Genomic DNA, 19,671 nt, shown 5'->3' on the forward strand with positions numbered 1-19,671 from the left:
GCGGCTTCCGCGTGCCCGGCCCCGTATACCGCGCTCGTATACGGGGCCGGTGGGTACGGCCAGGGGCAGGCGGGGACGGTCCGGGGCGCAACCGGTCCGGGGCCGGTACGTACAGCCCGGGGCCGGTACGTACAGCCCGGACCGGTACCTACAGCCCGGACCGGTACCTACAGCCCGGACCGGTACCTACAGCCCGGGACCGGCAAGGCCCGCGTCAGCTCCTGCCGCCCGCCAGGTCCGCGGCGGCCCGCACGGTCCTCAGGCGGTACGCCGACACCGCCTGCTCCACGTGCCGAGCGGTCAGCGCCCTGGCCCGGTCCGCGTCCCGCCGCGCCACCGCGTCCACGATCGCCCCGCGCTCGGCCCACGTCTCGGCGGGCCTGGCCGGGCTCTCGGCGACGTACATCCACGCGATCTTGTGCCCCAGCTGGGTGAGCAGAGTGATGAGCCCGGGGCTGGCGGAGGCCTGGGCGAGCGTCTCGTGGAACCAGCTGCCGAGCGCCGTGAGGTCCTCGCCCTCGGGCCGCCGGGCCCGCTCCCGGCCCAGCCTGACCAGCCCGCCCAACACCCTCAGGTGCGGCTCGGTACGCCGGACGGCCGCACGCGCCGCCCCCAGCGGCACCAGCATCACCCGCAGCTCCAGCAGGTCGGCGGCCTCCTGCGCGGTCGGCTCGGCGACGCAGGCGCCCATGTGCCTGCGGGTGGTGACGAAGCCTTCGGCCTGCAGCGTGCGCAGCGCCTCCCGGACCGGGACGCGCGAGACGCCGTACCGGCGGGCCAGCACCTCCTCGGTGAGCCGGCTGCCGCGGGGCAGAACGCCGGAGACGATGTCGTCCCGGATCGCCGTACACACCGAACGCGCGGGAACGCGCATGCCCGAACCTCCGTCTGCCCACCGGCATCTGCTGTCCGCTCCATGACAACACCGGGGAATTACGGCAGGAATTCGGGAGATCACCGGCAGGTTAAACAGCTGCGCCCCGGCTCGCGGGGAGCCGGGGCGCAGCGGGAGGAGCGGGCGGAGCGGGCGGAGCGGGCGGGTCAGACGCTGACGCCGTGGCCGCGCAGGTAGGCGACCGGGTCGATGTCCGAGCCGTACTCGGGGGAGGTGCGGGCCTCGAAGTGCAGGTGCGGTCCCGAGGAGTTGCCGGTGGACCCGGAGAGGCCTATCTGCTGGCCGGGGGTGACGGACTGGCCGACGGAGACGCCGATCGAGGAGAGGTGGCCGTACTGGGTGTACGAGCCGTCGTTCATCCTGATCACGACGTTGTTGCCGTAGGCGCCGCCCCAGCCGGCCTCGACGACGGTGCCCGCGCCCACGGCGACGACGGAGCTGCCGGAGGAGGCGTGGAAGTCGACGCCGGAGTGGCTGCCGGAGGACCACATGGCACCGCCGGTCTGGTAGCCGGTGGAGACGTACGAACCGGCGACCGGCAGCTGGAAGGTGTTGAGGCGCTTGCGCTCGGCCTCACGGGCGGCGCGCTCGCGCTCCTCCCGCTCCTTCTTGATCTTCGCCTCGGCCTTGCGCTTGGCCTCCGCCTTGCGGGCCTCGGCGGCCTTCCGCTCGGCCTCGGCCTTCTCGAAGGCCTCCAGCTGCGCGGCGGCCTGGGCCTCGACCTTCTCGGAGAGGGTCTGCGGCACCGAGTCCATGACGACGGTGCGGATGGCGCCGGTGTCCTCGGCGGCCAGGTCCTGCTCGGCGGCGAGGGCCTGCGGGGCCAGCGTCCCGATGACGCCGGTCGTGGTGAGGGCGGCGACTCCGGCGATGTTCGCGCTCCTGCGCGACAGCACGGAGGGGCGACGGTGCTTCCCGGCGGCACGGGTGAACGCCATGAAGTGGCTGTTTCCTTTCCTTCCTTCTCGCCTACCGGGTTAGCTGACGGGTTCGGAGCAGGAAGGTCTCCTACGGACCCCACCGGCCCGTGAAGGGCAATGGCGTCCGATTCACCCCAGGGACTTCATATGGGTCCCCGGCTCCCCAGGCTCGCGCCTGACGGGGACTCGGCGATGGCTGCCCGGTGCCGCGGTTTGCGGCGCACTCTGGCGGGCAGCCGGACCGACGCTAAGCGGGCTCTCTTTCAATCTCCAAACACAGACGGGATTTTGTAACGCAGCCCACACGGCAGACACGCCACCTCCCCAACAAAGCGGACATACAGGAAGACCCCGGCGACTTATCTGCCGCCAGGGTCCTCCTTGTCCTGCTTTGCGAGGCCGTGCCGGATGACCTTTGATCGGTCACCCGCACGGCATCCACCACGTGCCCCGGCGCGGTCTCCCGGGGCCGCGGCCCCGGTACACACCGTCAGCCGGTGACGACCGTGACCTCGCCGATGCCGAGCGCACGGACCGGCTCGGCGATCCGGGAGGCGTCGCCCACCAGTACGGTGACCAGCTTGTCCACCGGGAAGGCGTTCACCACGGCCGCGGTGGCTTCCACCGTGCCGGTCTGCGCGAGCTGGGCGTAGAACCGGGCCTGGAAGTCGTCGGGCAGGTGCTGCTCGACCTGGTCGGCCAGCGTGCCCGCGACGGCCGACGCCGTCTCGTACTTGAGCGGGGCGACGCCCACCAGGTTCTGCACGGCGACGTCGCGCTCGGCGTCGGTGAGACCCTCGGCCGCCAGCTTGCGCAGGACCTTCCAGAGGTCGTCCAGTGCGGGTCCCGTCGACTCGGTGTCCACGGAACCGCTGATGGCCAGCATGGCGGCGCCGCTGCCGTCGGCGGCGGACCGCAGCACCTGGCCGAAGGCGCGTACGCCGTAGGTGTAGCCCTTCTCCTCGCGCAGGACACGGTCCAGGCGGGAGGTGAGGGTGCCGCCCAGGCAGTACGTACCGAGGACCTGGGCGGGCCACAGACGGTCGTGCCGGTCGGCGCCGATGCGGCCGATCAGCAGCTGCGTCTGCACGGCGCCCGGACGGTCCACGACGACGACCCGTGCGGTGTCGTCGGCCGTGATGGGCGTCATCGGGCGCGGCTCCGCGGTGTTGCCCGTCCACTGGCCCAGGGTGTCGGCCAGGACGGCGTCCAGGTCGGTGCCCGTCAGGTCGCCGACGACGACCGCGGTGGCGGTGGCCGGACGGACGTGTGCCTCGTAGAAGGCGCGCACGGCGGCGGAGTCGACGTTCTTGACCGTCTTCTCGGTGCCCTGACGGGGGCGCGACATCCGCAGGGCTGCCGGGAAGAGCTCCTTGGAGAGCTGCTTGGCGGCCCGCCGGGACGGGTTCGCCGCCTCGTGCGGGATCTCGTCGAGCCGGTTGCGCACCAACCGCTCGATCTCGCCGTCCGAGAAGGCGGGGGCGCGCAGGGCGTCGGCGAACAGGCCGAGCGCCTTGGGCAGCCGGGAGACCGGCACCTCCAGGGACACGCGCACGCCCGGGTGATCGGCGAACGCGTCGAAGGTGGCGCCGCAGCGCTCCAGCTCGGCCGCGAACTCCTCGGCGGTGTGCTTGTCGGTGCCTTCGGTGAAGGCGCGCGACATGATCGTGGCCACCCCGTCCAGGCCCTCCGGCTCGGCCTCCAGCGGCGCGGCGAGGAAGACCTCGACGGCCACCAGCTGCTGGCCGGGGCGGTGGCTGCGGAGCACGGTCAGACCGTTGGGCAGGGCGCCGCGCTCGGGGGCCGGGAAGGCCCACGGCGTCGCGAGGCCAGCCTGCGGCTGCGGGTGGAACTGCATTTCGCTGGTCACGGCTGCGGTCTCCGTCACTTGTCCGCCCCTTCCTGCGTGTCGTGCGGTACGTCGGCGGCGGCGAGCGGTTCGTACACCAGGACCGCCCGGTTGTCGGGGCGCAGGCGTGCCTCGGCGACGGCCCTGACCTCCTCCGCGGTGATCTCCAGCACGCGGGAGACGGCGCTCAGGGCGAGCTGCGGGTCGCCGAACAGTACGGCGTACCGGCAGAGTTCGTCGGCGCGGCCGGCCACCGTGCCGAGCCGGTCCAGCCACTCGCGCTCCAGCTGGGCCTGGGCCCGCTCCATCTCCTCGGCCGTCGGGCCCTCGGCGGCGAACCGCGCGAGCTCCTCGTCGACGGCCGCCTCGATCTGCGGGACCTCGACGCCGCCGGACGTCTTGACGTCCAGCCAGCCCAGCGAGGGGGCGCCGGACAGCCGCAGCAGGCCGAAGCCGGCCGCCACCGCCGTCTGGTCCCGGCGGACCAGCCGGTTGTGCAGCCGGGAGGACTCCCCGCCGCCGAGTACGGTCAGCGCCAGGTCGGCGGCGTCCGCCTCGCGGGTGCCGTCGCTGGGCAGCCGGTAGGCGGCCATCAGCGCACGCGCCGGGACCTCCTCCTCGACGACCTCGCGCAGTTCGGCGCCGATCACGTCGGGCAGCGAGCCGTCGCGCGGCGGCTGCTTGCCGTCGTGCGAGGGGATCGAGCCGAAGTACTTCTCGATCCAGGCGAGGGTCGCCTCGGGGTCGATGTCGCCGACGACCGACAGCACCGCGTTGTTGGGCGCGTAGTACGTGCGGAAGAACGCGCGGGCGTCCTCCAGCGTGGCCGCGTCCAGGTCGGCCATGGAGCCGATCGGGGTGTGGTGGTAGGGGTGGCCCTCGGGGTACATCAGGGCGGTGAGCTTCTCGAACGCGGTGCCGTAGGGCACGTTGTCGTACCGCTGGCGGCGCTCGTTCTTGACGACGTCGCGCTGGTTCTCCATGGACTCGTCGTCGAGCGCGGTGAGCAGCGAGCCCATCCGGTCGGCTTCCAGCCACAGCGCCAGCTCAAGCTGGTGCGCGGGCATCGTCTCGAAGTAGTTGGTGCGCTCGAAGCTGGTGGTGCCGTTGAGCGAACCGCCGGCGCCCTGCACCAGCTCGAAGTGCCCGTTGCCGTGCACCTGGGCGGAGCCCTGGAACATCAGGTGCTCGAAGAGGTGGGCCAGGCCGGTACGGCCCTTGACCTCGTGGCGCGAGCCGACGTCGTACCAGAGGCAGACCGCGGCGACCGGGGTCAGGTGGTCCTCGGAGAGGATCACCCGCAGACCGTTCGCAAGCCGGTGCTCGGTCGCTGTCAGGCCGCCGGAGCCGGCCTGCGCTGTGGCCGTGTGACCCATGGGCATGTACGTCCCTTCGATCGCGTATGAGACAAGTCCTGCAATTAAGTCCTGCCACTGTATGCAAGCGCAGTGACAGTCCGCGAAGTTCCCGTTGCGTGCACTCTTCTCGGGGATGCGCCAAATACCGCTACGGACGGGTCGAGGTCGGCGTTGTCGGTGCGGCGGTCCACAATGGTCCGCGTCAGCACCACCGTTTGCTGATCACCCGCCCGCCGAACCGCCGCCCGTTGAACAGTGAGAAGGAGCCGCAGCCGCGATGGCCCGCCGCAGCACGAAGACCCCGCAGCCTGACGAGGCGTTCGAGGAGAAGATCCTCGACGTCGACGTCGTCGACGAGATGCAGGGCTCCTTCCTCGAGTACGCCTACTCGGTGATCTACTCGCGCGCCCTGCCGGACGCCCGGGACGGACTGAAGCCGGTGCACCGTCGCATCGTCTACCAGATGAACGAGATGGGCCTGCGCCCCGACCGGGGGTACGTGAAGTGCGCCCGTGTGGTCGGCGAGGTGATGGGAAAGCTGCACCCGCACGGCGACGCGTCGATCTACGACGCCCTGGTGCGGATGGCACAGCCGTTCTCCATGCGGCTGCCGCTTGTCGACGGGCACGGCAACTTCGGTTCGCTCGGCAACGACGACCCGCCGGCCGCGATGCGTTACACCGAGTGCAAGATGGCCGACGCGACGTCGCTGATGACGGAGTCGATCGACGAGAACACGGTCGACTTCAACCCGAACTACGACGGCAAGGAGCGCGAGCCCGTCGCGCTGCCGGCTGCATACCCGAACCTCCTGGTCAACGGCGCCACCGGCATCGCGGTCGGCATGGCCACCAACATGCCCCCGCACAACCTGGGCGAGGTCGTGGCCGCCGCCCGCCACCTGATCAAGCACCCGGGCGCCGACCTGGAGACGCTGATGCGCTTCGTGCCGGGGCCCGACCTGCCGACCGGCGGGCGGATCGTCGGCCTGGCCGGCATCAAGGACGCGTACGAGAAGGGCCGCGGGTCCTTCAAGATCCGCGCCACGGCCGCCGTGGAGAACGTGACGGCGCGCCGCAAGGGCCTGGTCGTCACCGAGCTGCCCTTCACCGTCGGCCCGGAGAAGGTGATCGCCAAGATCAAGGACCTGGTCGGCGCGAAGAAGATCCAGGGCATCGCCGACGTCAAGGACCTCACCGACCGCTCGCACGGCCTGCGCCTGGTCATCGAGATCAAGAACGGTTTCGTGCCCGAAGCCGTCCTCGAACAGCTCTACAAGCTGACCCCGATGGAAGAGTCCTTCGGCATCAACAACGTGGCCCTGGTGGACGGGCAGCCCCTCACCCTGGGTCTCAAGGAGCTCCTCGAGGTCTACCTCGACCACCGCTTCGAGGTGGTCCGCCGCCGCAGCGAGTTCCGCCGCACCAAGCGCCGGGACCGGCTGCACCTGGTCGAGGGCCTGCTCGTCGCGCTGATCGACATCGACGAGGTCATCCGCCTCATCCGCTCCAGCGAGAACTCGGCGCAGGCCAAGGAGCGGCTGATCGAGCGGTTCGGTCTCTCCGAGATCCAGACGCAGTACATCCTGGACACTCCGCTGCGCCGGCTGACCAAGTTCGACCGCATCGAGCTGGAGTCCGAGCGCGACCGGCTCAACGGCGAGATCGACGAGCTGAGCGGAATCCTGGATTCCGACTCGGAGCTGCGCAAGCTGGTGTCCGGGGAACTGGCCGCGGTGGCCAAGAAGTTCGGCACCGAGCGGCGCACCGTCCTGCTGGAGTCGGGCGCCTCGGCGATCGCAGCCGTCCCGCTGGAGGTCCCGGACGACCCCTGCCGGGTGCTTCTGTCCTCCACCGGGCTGCTGGCCCGCACGCCCAACGGGGAACCGCTCGCCCTGGACGACGCGCGGCGCACCAAGCACGACGTGATCGTCTCCGCGGTCCCCGCGACGGCCCGCGGCACCATCGGCGCGGTGACCTCGGCCGGCCGCCTGCTCCGGCTCCCGGTCATCGACCTGCCGCGGCTCCCGGACACGGCGGCCGCGCCCAACCTGTCGGGCGGGGCCCCGGTGTCGGAGTTCCTGTCCCTGGACGGCGACGAGACGCTCATCTGCCTGACCACGCTCGACGAGTCGTCGCCGGGCCTGGCGATCGGCACGGAGCAGGGCGTCGTCAAGCGGGTGGTTCCCGACTACCCGTCCCACAAGGACGAGTTGGAGGTGATCTCCCTCAAGGACGGTGACCGCATCGTGGGCGCGCGGGAACTGCGCACCGGTGAGGAGGACCTGGTCTTCATCACCGACGACGCGCAACTGCTGCGCTTCCAGGCCACGCAGGTGCGGCCGCAGGGCCGCCCGGCAGGCGGCATGGCGGGCATCAAGCTGGCCGCCGGCGCCAAGGTGATCTCCTTCAGCGCGGTCGATCCGGCGGTGGACGCGGTGGTGTTCACGGTGGCGGGCTCGAAGGGCACGCTGATGGGCGACGCCGAGTCGTCGGCGAAGCTCACCCCGTTCGACCAGTACCCCCGCAAGGGGCGGGCCACCGGCGGCGTCCGCTGCCAGCGGTTCCTGCGCGGGGAGGACGTCCTCATGCTGGCCTGGGCGGGCGCGGCTCCGGCCAGGGCCGCCCAGCAGAACGGCACCCCCGTCGAGCTGCCGGCCCCGGACCCGCGCCGCGACGGCTCGGGCACCCCGCTGGCCAAGCCGGTCGCGGCGCTGGCGGGGGCGGTGTAGGCGCCTGCGGATGGGGGCACGGCGGCCGAGGTCGGCGCTGCGCCCCCAGGGGCCGCCGTGCCGGGCGGCCCGGGTGGCTAGAACGGGCCGCGCGGAGCCGCGTACGGGTACGGGTCCTCCGGATCCGAGTACGGGCCCGGCGCGGCCCCTGTCCCCCGTTCCGAGTCGCCCGCTTCCGGCTGCTGCGAATCCCCGTGCTCGGGGTCGTCCGGCTGCTGTACGTAGCGCAGGACGCCCCACATCGCACGCTCGCTCCGGTCGTCCGGGACGGCCCCCTCGTCCGTCCGGCAGGCAGACAGGCGGGCGTGCAGCGCGGCCCCGTCCGTCCCCGAGCCGATGAGCACCAGCTGGGTGAGCCGTTCCTCCCCGCCGCCCCACGGCTCCGGGTAGAACCGCAGGAACCGGCCCACCGCGTGCACCGCGTACCGGTTGCGCGGGTCCGCCGCGCCGAAGTCGACGTACCCCTTGATCCGGTAGAGGCCCTCGGGCCTCTCGTCGAGGAACCGCATCAGCCGCGCCGGGTCCATCGGCAGGTGCGAGCTGAAGGCGACGCTCTCATAGGAGGCGTGCAGGTGCGCGGCATCACCGTGGCCATGGCCGCAGCCCTCCCCGCACCCGCTGCCGTGGGGGCCTGCACCGTCACCCGGAACACCTTCCTCCACTTCTGGCTCCTCGACCTCCGCCCGCAGGTCCTCGAAGCTCAACTGCCAGCCGTCCGCCCGGTGTTCGGCGTCGGTACGGCGTTCGAAGAGCACTTCGGGGTCGACCCGCCCGTACTGGACCGGCAGCACGGCACCGCCGCCCAGGGTGCCCAGCTCCGCCCGCAGGGACGCGAGCTCCTGCTCCCCCACCCGGTCCGCCTTGTTGAGCACCACGAGGTCCGCGACAGCCAGGTGGCGCACGATCTCCGGGTGCCGTTCCCGGGTCGCCGAGAACTCGGCGGCGTCCACGACCTCGACCAGCCCTCCGTAGACCACCCGCGGGTTCTCGCTGGCAAGGAGCATCTTCACCAGTTCCTGCGGCTCGGCCAGTCCGCTCGCCTCGATGACGATCACATCCATCCCGGCGCCGGGCTCGGCCAGCTTGTCCAGGTAGAGGTCCAGCTCGCTCGCGTCCACGGCACAGCACAGACAGCCGTTGCCCAGGGAAACCGTCGAGTCCCCGAGCTGCCCGGCCACCGCCATGGCATCGATCTCGATGGACCCGAAGTCATTCACGATGGCCCCGATACGGGTGCCACGGCTGCGCCGCAGAAGGTGGTTGAGCAGGGTCGTCTTGCCCGCCCCCAGGAACCCCGCGAGGACGACGACCGGAATCTGTTGCCTGGACATGGCCCCGATCGTAGAGCCGCGCGGCGGCCCGCCCACCACCGCACACCGCGGACCGCACTCCGCCTGTCCGGGCACCGGGGCGGGGGCGCGCCGCCCCCGGGCACACCCCGTGGAGCGACGTCCGGCGCGGCGAACGGTTGTTGGCCCTCGTTACCGGGCAGATACACGGCACGGCGCGCATGGCGACGACACGTGCCTCCGTGCGCCTCTTCTCCGCCTCCCGCCGATCGGAGCCGCTCGGCAACCTGGGATGCGGCTAACGCAGTCAACGACCGCCCGCCGGCCCATGCCCATGTCCGTCCCCCGGTGTCCGGTGGACGATCGCCTGTGATTCGGGGGTGGGTGCATGACAGGGCAGGAACACCGACGCCTGCGGGACCTCGCCGCGGGCCTCCTCTTCAGCGCGGCGGTCACCGCGCTGCTGGCGCAGCAGAGACAGATCCACCACCGGCTGCTGCTGATGGAGAAGCACCACCTGCACGCGGAGCTGCTCTACAAAGCCATGGACGACCCGCAGCTCGCCGAAGTGCTGAACACCTACGAGACGGATGTGACGCCGGAGCGGCAGCGTCAGTTCCTGTACGCCAACATCGTGTACGGCAACGTCCTGCACTACTGCCGCATCGGCGTCATGAACACCGAGGAGGCCCTGGGTCACATGCGCGGCATCTGCCGCAGCCGCGCGTTCCGCGACTTCTGGGACGCGACGCAGCACCACAGGGAGAGCCTGCCCGCCGACTCCCCCGAGGCGGTGCTGGGACGCCTGGTCGACCGGATCGTCACGCGTGCGAGCGAGGAGAGGGACAACTGGTGGGTCGCCTGACCGGGGGGTGCAGATCGCCTGGCCGGGTGCTGCAGGTCACCTGACCGAGGGCTGCAAGTCACCCGACCGGGGACTCTGGGTCACCTGAGCGAGGGCTGCAAGTCACCCGACCGGGGCTGCAGGTCACCTCTCCGGCACCGGTCCGGCTAAGGGGACGGACCTTGCAATCGGCACGGGGGACCTACCTGTCCGGGATGTCGGCCTTGGCTCTGATCAGGGTCTCCCGGCTGATGACCACGATCCGCTCGTAATCGGCACGCCCCGCGTCCGTCGGCAATTCGTCGTCGAGCACCGCGGTCGACTCCGTGCCGATCACGGCGAAGTTGCCGTCGCTGAGTTCGAAGATGTCCGGACAGGTCTGGCCAGAGGCGCTGCCCCGCTCTTTGGGCGAAGCGCCGATCCTGCGGACGATGCTCACGTTCTTCAAAGGTTTTCCAGTGGGTGCTGTGCCCTGGCAGCGCGCAAACCAGGGGTGTCTGAGGGTGATGAGCCGTGAGCACGATCACGGGGTGACGCTCTCCGATGCGCACGGGGGCCTCCCGCGCAGGAAAACGCGAGGACCCGCCTCGTGACGTTCCGGGCGGGACACCTCCGAAGAACGGGTGGCGCGCATCACAGTACAACGTGCCGACCTCTCTCCCAGGCCGCACAGGCCCATGCGGTCACACCGCCGTGTCGGGCCCCACCAGCCCTCCCCCGCCCCTCCGTTGCCGCGGCAGCGGGACCGTCTCCGGCGCCGGCCCGGGACCGCCCGCGGGTGCCGGATGCGGAGGCGGCGGGTCCGGGCGGGCGGCCCGGCCCTCGCCTCGCGGCTCACCTGCACCTACGGTTCGCCCATGCGCATCCCATGGCCACAGCGCGTCGTCTCCCGGTTCCTGCTCTTGCAGCTGGCGATCGTCGCCGGCGTCACCGTGCTGGCCACCGGCCTCTTCCTCGCCCCGCTGGGGGCGCAGCTCGACGACCAGGCGATGCGGCGGGCGCTGTCGATCGCCCAGGCGACCGCCTCGCCGCGGCTCGCGGGGACGCTGCTGGGTTCGCCGGCGGTGCCCGGGGGGCCCGTGCAGGCGGAGGCCGAACGGATCAGGCGGGCAACCGGCGCGGAGTACGTCGTGATCATGGACGGGCGCGGCATCCGCTGGTCGCACACCTCGCGGGGCCAGATCGGCAAGCCGGTGTCCACCGACCCCAGCGACGCACTCGCGGGCGCAGAGGTCATGGAGATCGACGACGGCACCCTCGGCCGGTCCGCACGGGGCAAGGTCCCCCTGCGCGACACGCACGGACGGATCGTCGGGGCCGTTTCCGTCGGGATCGAGTACGAGTCGGTGCGCGGACGGCTGCTCGCGGCGATCCCCGGGCTGCTGGTGTACGCGGGCGGGGCGCTCGCCTTTGGCGCCCTGGCTGCCTATCTGATCTCCCGCAGGCTGCACCGGCAGGTCCACGACCTGGCCTTCTCCGACCTCGCAGGCCTGCTCGCCGAACGTGAGGCGATGCTGCACGGCATCCGCGAGGGGGTCGTGGCCCTCGACCCCCGCGGCCGGGTGCGGCTGATCAACGACGAGGCGCAGCGGCTGCTGGGTGTCGGCGAGGAGGCCACCGGACGGCCGCTGGAGGAGGTGCTGGACCCGGGGCGCACCGCGGACGTGCTGCTGGGGCGGGTCTCCGGCGACGACCTGCTGACCGTTCGTGGTCCCCGCGTGCTGGTCGCCAACCGCATGCCCACCAACGACGGCGGGGCCGTGGCGACCCTGCGCGACCGCACCGAACTGGAACAGCTGGGCCGCGAGCTCGACTCCACGCGGGGGCTGATCGACGCCCTGCGCGCCCAGGACCACGAGCACGCCAACCGGATGCACACCTTGCTGGGGCTGCTGGAGCTGGAGATGTACGAGGAGGCAGCCGAGTTCGTCACCGAGGTCGCCGGGGTGCACCGGGCCACCGCCGAACAGTTCACGGAGCGCATCCATGATCCGCTGCTCGCGGCCCTGCTGGTCGGCAAGGCCACCGTCGCCGCGGAACGCGCCGTGGTACTGCGCCTCGCGGACGGCACGCTGCTGCCCGACCGGCTGGTGGACCCGCGCGGGCTGGTGACAGTGGTGGGCAATCTGGTGGACAACGCGCTGGACGCCTCGGCCGGATCACCCGGCGCTTCGGTGGAGGTAGCCCTGTACGCGCGGGGCCGCGAGGTCGTCCTGCGGGTGACGGACAGCGGGTCCGGCGTGCCCGCGGAGCACCGGGAGCTGATTTTCACGGAGGGCTGGTCGACGAAGGAGCTGCCCGCGCACGGCAAGCGCGGCCTGGGCCTCGCACTGGTGAGGCGGCTGGCCGAACGGCAGGGCGGCTCGGCGCGGGTCGCCGAAGCGGCGGGCGGCGGCGCCGAGTTCACGGTCGTACTGCCGGAGGCCCTGGCCGGTGAGGCTGCGGCGGTACGACCGTGAAGGGCACGCGGGACCGCTCTCAGGCGGCTCCGGCTCCGGTGAGGGAGCGGACCTCGGTCTCCGCGTGCTTGGCCTCGTCCGGCGGCTCGGACGAGGTGACGGTACCGAGCCAGCCGGTGAGGAAGCCCAGCGGGATCGAGACGAGGCCGGGGTTCTGGAGCGGGAAGAACTGGAAGTCTGCGTGCGGGAACAGCGCTTCGGGGCTGCCGGAGACCACCGGCGAGAACACCACGAGCAGTACGGCCGGGACCAGCCCTCCGTACACCGACCAGACGGCGCCGCGGGTGGTGAAGTTGCGCCAGAAGAGCGAGTAGAGCAGCACGGGGAGGTTGGCGGAGGCGGCTACGGCGAAGGCGAGGCCGACCAGGAACGCCACGTTCAGATCGCGGGCGAGCAGGCCCAGTGCGATGGCCACCACTCCGATGCCGCCTGCCGCGACCCGGGCGACGGTCACCTCGCTGTACTGCTTGGCACGCCGGCTGCGGCTGCGCAGGGTGGCGTAGAGGTCATGGGCGACGGAGGCGGAGGACGCCAGGGTGATGCCCGCGACGACGGCGAGGATGGTCGCGAAGGCGATGGCCGCGACCACCGCGAAGAGAACCGTTCCTCCTGCGGAACCGTCGCCGCCGCCGAGGTCCGCGGCGAGCAGCGGGACGGCCGTGTTCCCTGCCGCGTTCGACGCACGTACCCGGTCGGTGCCGAGGATGGCGGCGGCACCGAAGCCCAGCACGATGGTCATCAGGTAGAAACTGCCGATCAGGCCGATCGACCAGACCACGGACCGGCGGGCGGCACGCGCGGTGGGCACGGTGTAGAAGCGCGACAGGATGTGCGGCAGTCCCGCCGTGCCGAGGACGAGGGCGAGTCCGAGGCTGATGAAGTCGAAGCGGGCGGTCCAGTCCCCGCCGTACCTGAGGCCGGGCGCCAGGAAGTCCCTGCCGTGCCCGCTGCGGTCGGCCGCGGTACTCAGCAGCTGGTTGAAGTCGCCGTGGAAACGCACCAGTACGAGCACGGTCAGGGTGAGGGCTCCGGCCATCAGCAGGACGGCTTTGACGATCTGGATCCAGGTGGTGGCGCGCATCCCGCCGAGCGTCACGTAGATCACCATCAGGGCGCCGACACCGATGACCGTCCAGGTCTGGGCGGCGCCGCTGCTGCCGCCGAGCAGCAGCCCGACGAGCGAACCCGCGCCGACCATCTGGGCCACCAGGTAGAGCACGGACACGGTGACCGAGGACGTTCCCGAGGCGATCCGTACCGGCCGCTCGCTCATCCGGGAGGCGACGACGTCGGCGAGGGTGAACCGGCCGCAGTTGCGGACCAGTTCGGCGACGAGGAAGAGCACGAGGAGCCAGGCCACCAGGAACCCGACGGAGTAGAGCATGCCGTCGTAGCCGTAGAGGGCGATGAGGCCGGAGATGCCGAGGAAGGAGGCGGCGGACATGTAGTCGCCCGCGATGGCGAAACCGTTCTCCATGGGGGAGAAGAGGCGGCCGCCCACGTAGAACTCCTCCGGGGAGCCGTGCCGGTTGCGGCTCACCCAGGTGGTGATCGCGAGGGTGGTGGCGACGAACGCGCTGAACAGCAGCAGGGCGAGGGTCTGGTGACCATGGTTCACCGGGTGGTCCCCCTGGTCAGTTCCTGGGTGTCCCAACGCAGTTCGAGGGCGGCACGGTCCCTGCGCAGCCGGGCGTGCCGGGCGTACGCCCAGGTCAGCAGGAAAGTGGTGAGGAACTGGCCGAGCCCGGCGACCATGGCGACGTTGATGGCGCCGGTCACCGGCCGGGCCATCAGCTCCGGTGCCGCGGTCGCCGCGACGACGTACGCGAAGTACCAGGCGAGGAATCCGAAGGTGGCGGGGAAGACGAACCGCCGGTAGCGGCTTCGCACTTGCCGGAATGCCGCGCTGCGCTGCACTTCCAGATAGATGTCGGCCGCACTGGGTTCGCGCTCCGGAGCGGTGGGCGCGGGCGGAACCGCGTGCGCCGGGGCGCCCGCACCGTCCATTTCGCCCCACCCGGAGGCGAGCGCGTCATACCACGGGTCGTCGAACCGCATCGCTGCGGCATCACGCCCTTCGTGCTTGTCCACCGAACAACTCTCCTTGTCCGCGGCCGGATTGGTCCGCGCGCCCCAGGATGGGCAGACCGGAAAGCTCCTCGGCTCGGCAATCCCCTCTTCTTCACCCCATTAGGTGAAACCACCACCGACGTCATGCCCGTCCGGCACAGTCCCCGGGGCCACTCGAGACCCCGGGTCCGGTGGACGCGGCGGGTCTGGAGGACGCAGCGGGCCCGATGGATTCGGCGGGTCTGGAAGGCGTGCCTGGTCCGGTGGACGCGGCGGGCCTGGAGGGCGCGGCGGGCCTGGAGGGCGCGGCGGGCCTGGAGGGCGCGGCGGGCCTGGAGGGCGCGGCGGGTCTGGCCCACACAGCGAGCTCATCGGCACCGGCCGACGCCCCGGGCTCACCCGCCGGGTCGGGTCCGGCATACCCGGCGAACCACGGCGCGCGGGTGGCGCCACGCGGTGAGCCACGGCGCGGGTACCACCCCGCGACGCCATCGTGAAGGACCGCCGGTACGGCCTATCCCCCGCCCGCGCCCCGTCCCCCCGGCGCGTCCACTCCCGGCGGCCTGGCAAGTCCCTGCCGGTAGGCGTACCGCACGGCCTGCGTACGGTCGCGCACTCCGGTCTTGGCGAAGAGGTTGTTGATGTGGGTCTTCACCGTGGCCGGGCCGACGCACAGCGCCTGGGCGATGTCCGCGTTGGGCATCCCTTCCGCGATCAGCACCAGCACCTCGGCCTCGCGCGGCGTGAGGCCGTCCGGCAACTCCGCCGGTTCCTGCGTCTCCGGCACGGGTGCCGTGACCTGCTCGAGGAGCCGGCGCTGCACGCCGGGCGAGAGCCCCGCCTGCCCCGACATCACGTCCTGCACCGCCCGCGCGATCTCCGTGCCGCCCGCGTCCTTGGTGAGGTACCCGCGCGCCCCCGCCCGCAGCGCGGGAAACAGCCAGTCGTCGTCCGCGTACGTCGTCAGCACCACGACCTGTGTCGACGGATACCGGTCGCGAATCCTGCGGGTCGCCTCCACACCGTCGCAGCGCGGCATCCGCAGGTCCATCAGGACCACGTCCGGCGAGTGCTCCGCCACCAGCGCGACAGCCTCCTCCCCGTCCCCGGCCGAGCCGACCACCTCGATCCCGGGAAGCAGCCCGAGCAGCAGCACGATGCCCTCGCGCACCATCGCCTGGTCGTCGACCACCAGCACCCGGATCGCCCCAGCCTCTGACGCACCCCCGGTACCGCCCCCTGCACCGTCTCCCGGCCCCCTCCCCGGTCCGTCGGAAACCCTCCCGGCGGGGCCCCTCGCCCCAGGGCCCTGCTCGCCCGCTTCCCTCATACCGGCATCCGCAGCCTCACCACGAACCCCTTCCCCTCCGGGCCGGCCTCCAGCGTGCCCCCGAGCAGTTCCGCCCGCTCGCGCATCCCGAGCAGACCGTACCCGGCGCCTGTGTCAGCCAGCTCCCCGCGCGCATCGGGCCTGCCCGAGTCCTTGACTTCGAGGGCGACTTGGTCCGGACCGTAGGTGAGCACCAGCCGGACCGCGGCACCCGGTGCGTGCTTGCGCACATTGGTCAGCGCCTCCTGCGCCACCCTCCGTATCGCCTGCGAAGCGTCGACGGTCAGCTTCTGCCGCGTCCCCACCACCTGCACCTCGGCCCTGTCCGCGGCCGCCAGCTCCCGCAGGTAATCCTCCACGGGCGCCATGTCCCCGCGCAGCGCCGAGAGTGCCTGCCGGGTCTCCGCGAGCCCCTCACGAGCCATTCCCCGCGCCGCAACGACCCGCTCCAGCACGCCGTCCCGAAACGGCCCCTGCGGCTCCCGCTCGATCAGCAGCCGGGCCGCCTCCAGGTGCACCATCTGCGCGGAGAGGCTGTGCGCCAGAACGTCGTGTATCTCCCTGGCTATACGGGCCCGCTCGGCCAGTGCCGCCGTCTCTGCCTCCGCCTTCCTGGCGGCCCGCTCCTGGGCGAGAAGCCGAAACCCCGAGCCCCGCGCCTGTGCGTCCAGACGCAGCATGTATCCGATCGCGACGACCCCGAAGCCCACCACGGCCATCTCCCGTGCGCTCACCTCGCTCATCACCGCGTGCACACTCATGATCACAGCGCTCGCCGGCAGCCCCACCGACAGCGGCAGCCGTTGCATGGCCTGGATCGCACAGACGATCAGCAGAATGGCCCCGGCGGTGTCCGCACGCACCGCATACGACCCCGCGGCCACCAGGATCACCCCACCGAGCACTCCGAGCGAGAACAGCAGCCGGTGCCGCGTGGTCCAGCGGTCGTACAGCTCGGCTGCGCCGATGACCGTCGCCAGCGCGAGCGGCGGCACGATCGCGGCGGCCCCGCCGAAGGCCTCCGAGTCGTATGCCTCCCAGAGAATCCAGAAGCCCACCCCCAGCCACATGACGAGGTCGATGGCCATCCGGACCCGGGGCACCCCGAGCCGGGACAGCGCCTCCGGCGGAGGCCAGGCGGTGAATCCGCCGCTCGACTGCTTCGTCTGCGATCCCATGCCGTCGACATTACGGATCCGGCCTGCGCAGCGGATCGGAGCGTGGGTGGAGCTTTTCGCTCCACCTACGGGTTGAGATCCCTGCTGGCCGACGGCGCGGCGATCTGCCAGCGCGGCGGCGCGGCAGCCCGGCGGACAGCTGCTCGCGGCCGGTCCCGGGTCCCGCGACCGCTCCTGGCCCCGGCCCCTCCCCGGCCCCGGCGGACCCTCGGGCTGGGCACGCACTGACGCCCAGGCCGGGCACCGGCTCAGGCGTCGATGCGCGACCTGTCCAGCGTGGCCGCCGCGCTGGTGATGAACTCCTTGCGGGGCGCGACCTCGTTGCCCATGAGGAGGTCGAAGACCTGTTCCGCGGACTCCAGGTCCCCGATGTTGATGCGGCGCAGCGTCCGGAACCGCGGGTCCAGCGTCGTCTCCGCCAGCTGGTCCGCGTCCATCTCACCCAGGCCCTTGTAGCGCTGGATGTCGTCCTTGTACCGGACGTTCTTGCGCTGGAACTCCAGCAGGGTCTGCCGGAGCTCGTTGTCCGAGTACGTGTAGACGTACTTGTCCTGGCCCTTCTTGGGCTGGACGAGCTCGATCCGGTGCAGGGGCGGAACCGCCGCGAACACCCGTCCCGCCTCCACCATCGGGCGCATGTACCGCTGGAAGAGCGTGAGCAGCAGGATGCGGATGTGCGCACCGTCGACGTCGGCGTCGACCAGGAGCACGATCTTGCCGTACCGCGCCGCGTCGATGTCGAAGGTCCTGCCGGACCCCGCTCCTATGACCTGGATGATCGCCCCGCACTCGGCGTTCTTCAGCATGTCCGAGACGGAGGCCTTCTGGACGTTGAGGATCTTGCCGCGGATGGGCAGCAACGCCTGGAATTCGGAGTTCCGGGCCAGCTTGGCCGTACCGAGCGCGGAGTCCCCCTCGACGATGAAGAGCTCGCTGCGCTCCACGTCGTCGCTGCGGCAGTCGGCCAGCTTGGCCGGCAGCGAGGACGTCTCCAGCGCGGTCTTGCGGCGCTGCGCGTCCTTGTGCTGGCGGGCCGCGATACGGGTGCGCGCGGCGGCGACGATCTTCTCCATCACCGAGCGTGCCTGCGCCTTGGCGTCGCGCTTGGTGGAGGTCAGGAACGCCTTGAGTTCCTTGGCGACCACATTGGCGACGATGCGGTTGGCGGCCGACGTGCCGAGGACTTCCTTGGTCTGGCCCTCGAACTGCGGCTCGGCGAGTCGCACCGTGACCACTGCGGTGAGGCCCTCCATGGCGTCGTCCTTGACGACGTCGTCCTCGGCGACGCGCAGCAGCTTGGCGGAGCGGAGCGACTCGTTCACCGTCTTGGTGAGGGAGCGCTCGAAACCGGAGACGTGGGTGCCGCCCTTGGGAGTGGCGATGATGTTGACGAAGGACTTGACCGTGCTGTCGTAGCCGGTCCCCCAGCGCAGCGCGATGTCCACGGCGAGCTCACGGGTGACCTCGGTGGGCGTCATGTGGCCGCGCTCGTCGAGGACCGGGACGGTCTCCTTGAAGGTGCCCTGCCCGGTGAGCCGCATGACGTCGCAGATCGCCTTGTCCTGCGCGAGGTACTCGCAGAACTCACTGATGCCGCCGTCGAAGCGGAACGTCTCTTCGCTCTTGCCGACGCCTTCCAGGTCCCGCTCGTCCCGTACGACGATGGTCAGGCCCGGAACCAGGAACGCCGTCTGGCGGGCGCGCTGGTAGAGGTTGTCCAGGGAGAGCTTGGCGTCCTTGAGGAAGATCTGCCGGTCGGCCCAGTACCGCACCCGGGTGCCGGTGCGGGTCTTGGGCACCCGCTTGCCCTTGAGCAGCCCGTTCGCCGGGTCGAAGGGGGACTCGGGGCCGGATTCGGTGAAGATGCCGGGAACGCCTCGGCGGAAGCTGATCGCATGCGTGGCGCTGTTGCGGTCGACCTCGACGTCGAGCCGGGCGGAGAGCGCGTTCACCACGGAGGCGCCCACCCCGTGCAGACCGCCGGAGGCCGCGTAGGACCCTCCGCCGAACTTTCCGCCGGCGTGCAGCTTGGTCATGACGACCTCGACGCCGGAGAGGCCCGTCTTGGGCTCGACGTCGACGGGGATGCCCCGGCCGTTGTCCTGGACCTCCACCGAGCCGTCCTCGTGGAGGATCACCTCGATGCGGTCGCAGTAACCGCCGAGGGCCTCGTCGACGGAGTTGTCGATGATTTCCCACAGGCAGTGCATCAGACCGCGGCTGTCCGTGGACCCGATGTACATGCCGGGACGCTTGCGGACCGCCTCAAGGCCTTCGAGGACGAGCAGGTGCCGCGCGGTGTAATTGGAACCGTCACGGTCCGCAGCGCTCAGCAGTGCGGTGGACGGGACGGTCGTATCGGCGGTCACGCGGTTCGCTCCTCGCTGAATTTCAAATGGGCCCCAGTGGGGTACGGGGTCGGCGTCGGTCGCCGCTCAGAGGGTAACGGGGCCTGGTAGAGCGGGTGTAACGCCACCCTGGGGAAAACTCATGCTAGTCCAGACGCGTACACACGTTCGATCCCTCGTGGGAGTGAAGCACATGTCACGTTCCCTTCCGGGCATGAACCATTTAGGCTCCGGGCACGTCCTCATGAACAACCCGGCAATCCGGCCGGGCGGACGCACCCCCGACACACCAGAGACAAGCCAGCAACGCGAAACCGTAAAGCGACGCAATACGGCTCATTCGCCGCCAACCGGCAACAGACAACCACTCCGGACGACCTCCGGAAGAATTTTCAAGTAA

General features: G+C 71.2%; 14 protein-coding genes and 1 riboswitch. Of the genes, 3 read left to right on the plus strand and 11 right to left on the minus strand.

The genetic code is table 11. The annotated features are described in order from the left end of the window. Nucleotides 1-214: 214 nt before the first annotated feature. From ACFWVV_RS00940 to ACFWVV_RS00955, 4 genes are all read right to left on the minus strand, one after another. Nucleotides 215-874, minus strand: coding sequence for a GntR family transcriptional regulator (locus tag ACFWVV_RS00940; RefSeq protein ID WP_384343755.1), 660 nt, complete (start codon nt 872-874; stop codon nt 215-217). Between the two features lie 167 nt (nt 875-1,041). Further along, on the minus strand, nt 1,042-1,833 hold the full coding sequence (locus ACFWVV_RS00945) for a M23 family metallopeptidase (RefSeq protein WP_384343752.1): 792 nt from the start codon (nt 1,831-1,833) through the stop codon (nt 1,042-1,044). A gap of 13 nt (nt 1,834-1,846) precedes the next feature. Further along, nucleotides 1,847-2,017: riboswitch (cyclic di-AMP (ydaO/yuaA leader) on the minus strand. A 288-nt stretch (nt 2,018-2,305) separates the two neighbouring features. Further along, nucleotides 2,306-3,673 carry a M16 family metallopeptidase gene (locus ACFWVV_RS00950; RefSeq protein ID WP_384344133.1) on the minus strand — a complete coding sequence of 456 codons (1,368 nt, stop codon included), beginning with the start codon at nt 3,671-3,673 and terminating at the stop codon, nt 2,306-2,308. A 26-nt stretch (nt 3,674-3,699) separates the two neighbouring features. Continuing rightward, entirely contained in the window at nt 3,700-5,040 is a 1,341-nt protein-coding gene (locus tag ACFWVV_RS00955; RefSeq protein ID WP_384344130.1) for a M16 family metallopeptidase, read from the minus strand. A gap of 259 nt (nt 5,041-5,299) precedes the next feature. Here ACFWVV_RS00955 and ACFWVV_RS00960 point away from each other — a divergent pair, with 259 nt between their 5' ends. Then, on the plus strand, nt 5,300-7,753 hold the full coding sequence (locus ACFWVV_RS00960; RefSeq protein ID WP_384343749.1) for a DNA topoisomerase (ATP-hydrolyzing) subunit A: 2,454 nt from the start codon (nt 5,300-5,302) through the stop codon (nt 7,751-7,753). Between the two features lie 77 nt (nt 7,754-7,830). On the opposite strand, the gene ACFWVV_RS00965 is transcribed toward ACFWVV_RS00960, so the two are convergent. Beyond that, nucleotides 7,831-9,084, minus strand: coding sequence for a CobW family GTP-binding protein (locus ACFWVV_RS00965; RefSeq protein ID WP_384343746.1), 1,254 nt, complete (start codon nt 9,082-9,084; stop codon nt 7,831-7,833). A gap of 346 nt (nt 9,085-9,430) precedes the next feature. Here ACFWVV_RS00965 and ACFWVV_RS00970 point away from each other — a divergent pair, with 346 nt between their 5' ends. Next, nucleotides 9,431-9,907 carry a DUF6082 family protein gene (locus ACFWVV_RS00970; RefSeq protein ID WP_384343743.1) on the plus strand — a complete coding sequence of 159 codons (477 nt, stop codon included), beginning with the start codon at nt 9,431-9,433 and terminating at the stop codon, nt 9,905-9,907. Between the two features lie 181 nt (nt 9,908-10,088). Here ACFWVV_RS00970 and ACFWVV_RS00975 read toward each other — a convergent pair whose 3' ends face one another. Further along, a complete protein-coding gene (locus ACFWVV_RS00975; RefSeq protein ID WP_384344127.1) occupies nt 10,089-10,325 on the minus strand; it encodes a hypothetical protein in 237 nt (78 codons plus the stop codon). Between the two features lie 418 nt (nt 10,326-10,743). Here ACFWVV_RS00975 and ACFWVV_RS00980 point away from each other — a divergent pair, with 418 nt between their 5' ends. Next, nucleotides 10,744-12,345: an ATP-binding protein gene (locus tag ACFWVV_RS00980; protein ID WP_384343740.1), complete on the plus strand. Its 1,602-nt coding sequence runs from the start codon at nt 10,744-10,746 to the stop codon at nt 12,343-12,345. A gap of 19 nt (nt 12,346-12,364) precedes the next feature. On the opposite strand, the gene ACFWVV_RS00985 is transcribed toward ACFWVV_RS00980, so the two are convergent. The 5 genes from ACFWVV_RS00985 to ACFWVV_RS01005 form a co-directional block, all read right to left on the minus strand. Continuing rightward, nucleotides 12,365-13,963, minus strand: coding sequence for a cation acetate symporter (locus ACFWVV_RS00985; RefSeq protein ID WP_384343737.1), 1,599 nt, complete (start codon nt 13,961-13,963; stop codon nt 12,365-12,367). Further along, nucleotides 13,960-14,403: a DUF485 domain-containing protein gene (locus ACFWVV_RS00990; RefSeq protein ID WP_384344124.1), complete on the minus strand. Its 444-nt coding sequence runs from the start codon at nt 14,401-14,403 to the stop codon at nt 13,960-13,962. Before ACFWVV_RS00990 ends, ACFWVV_RS00985 begins: the two co-directional genes overlap by 4 nt. A 526-nt stretch (nt 14,404-14,929) precedes the next feature. Continuing rightward, nucleotides 14,930-15,619: a response regulator gene (locus ACFWVV_RS00995; protein WP_384422580.1), complete on the minus strand. Its 690-nt coding sequence runs from the start codon at nt 15,617-15,619 to the stop codon at nt 14,930-14,932. Nucleotides 15,620-15,741: 122 nt separating this feature from the next. Beyond that, nucleotides 15,742-16,923 (minus strand): sensor histidine kinase, encoded by a 1,182-nt coding sequence (locus tag ACFWVV_RS01000; protein ID WP_384343732.1) that lies wholly within the window; start codon nt 16,921-16,923, stop codon nt 15,742-15,744. Nucleotides 16,924-17,171: 248 nt separating this feature from the next. Next, nucleotides 17,172-19,292: a type IIA DNA topoisomerase subunit B gene (locus ACFWVV_RS01005; protein ID WP_384343729.1), complete on the minus strand. Its 2,121-nt coding sequence runs from the start codon at nt 19,290-19,292 to the stop codon at nt 17,172-17,174. Between the last annotated feature and the right edge of the window lie 379 nt (nt 19,293-19,671).

The organism is Streptomyces sp. NPDC058663 (assembly GCF_042716745.1).
Classification (GTDB): domain Bacteria; phylum Actinomycetota; class Actinomycetes; order Streptomycetales; family Streptomycetaceae; genus Streptomyces.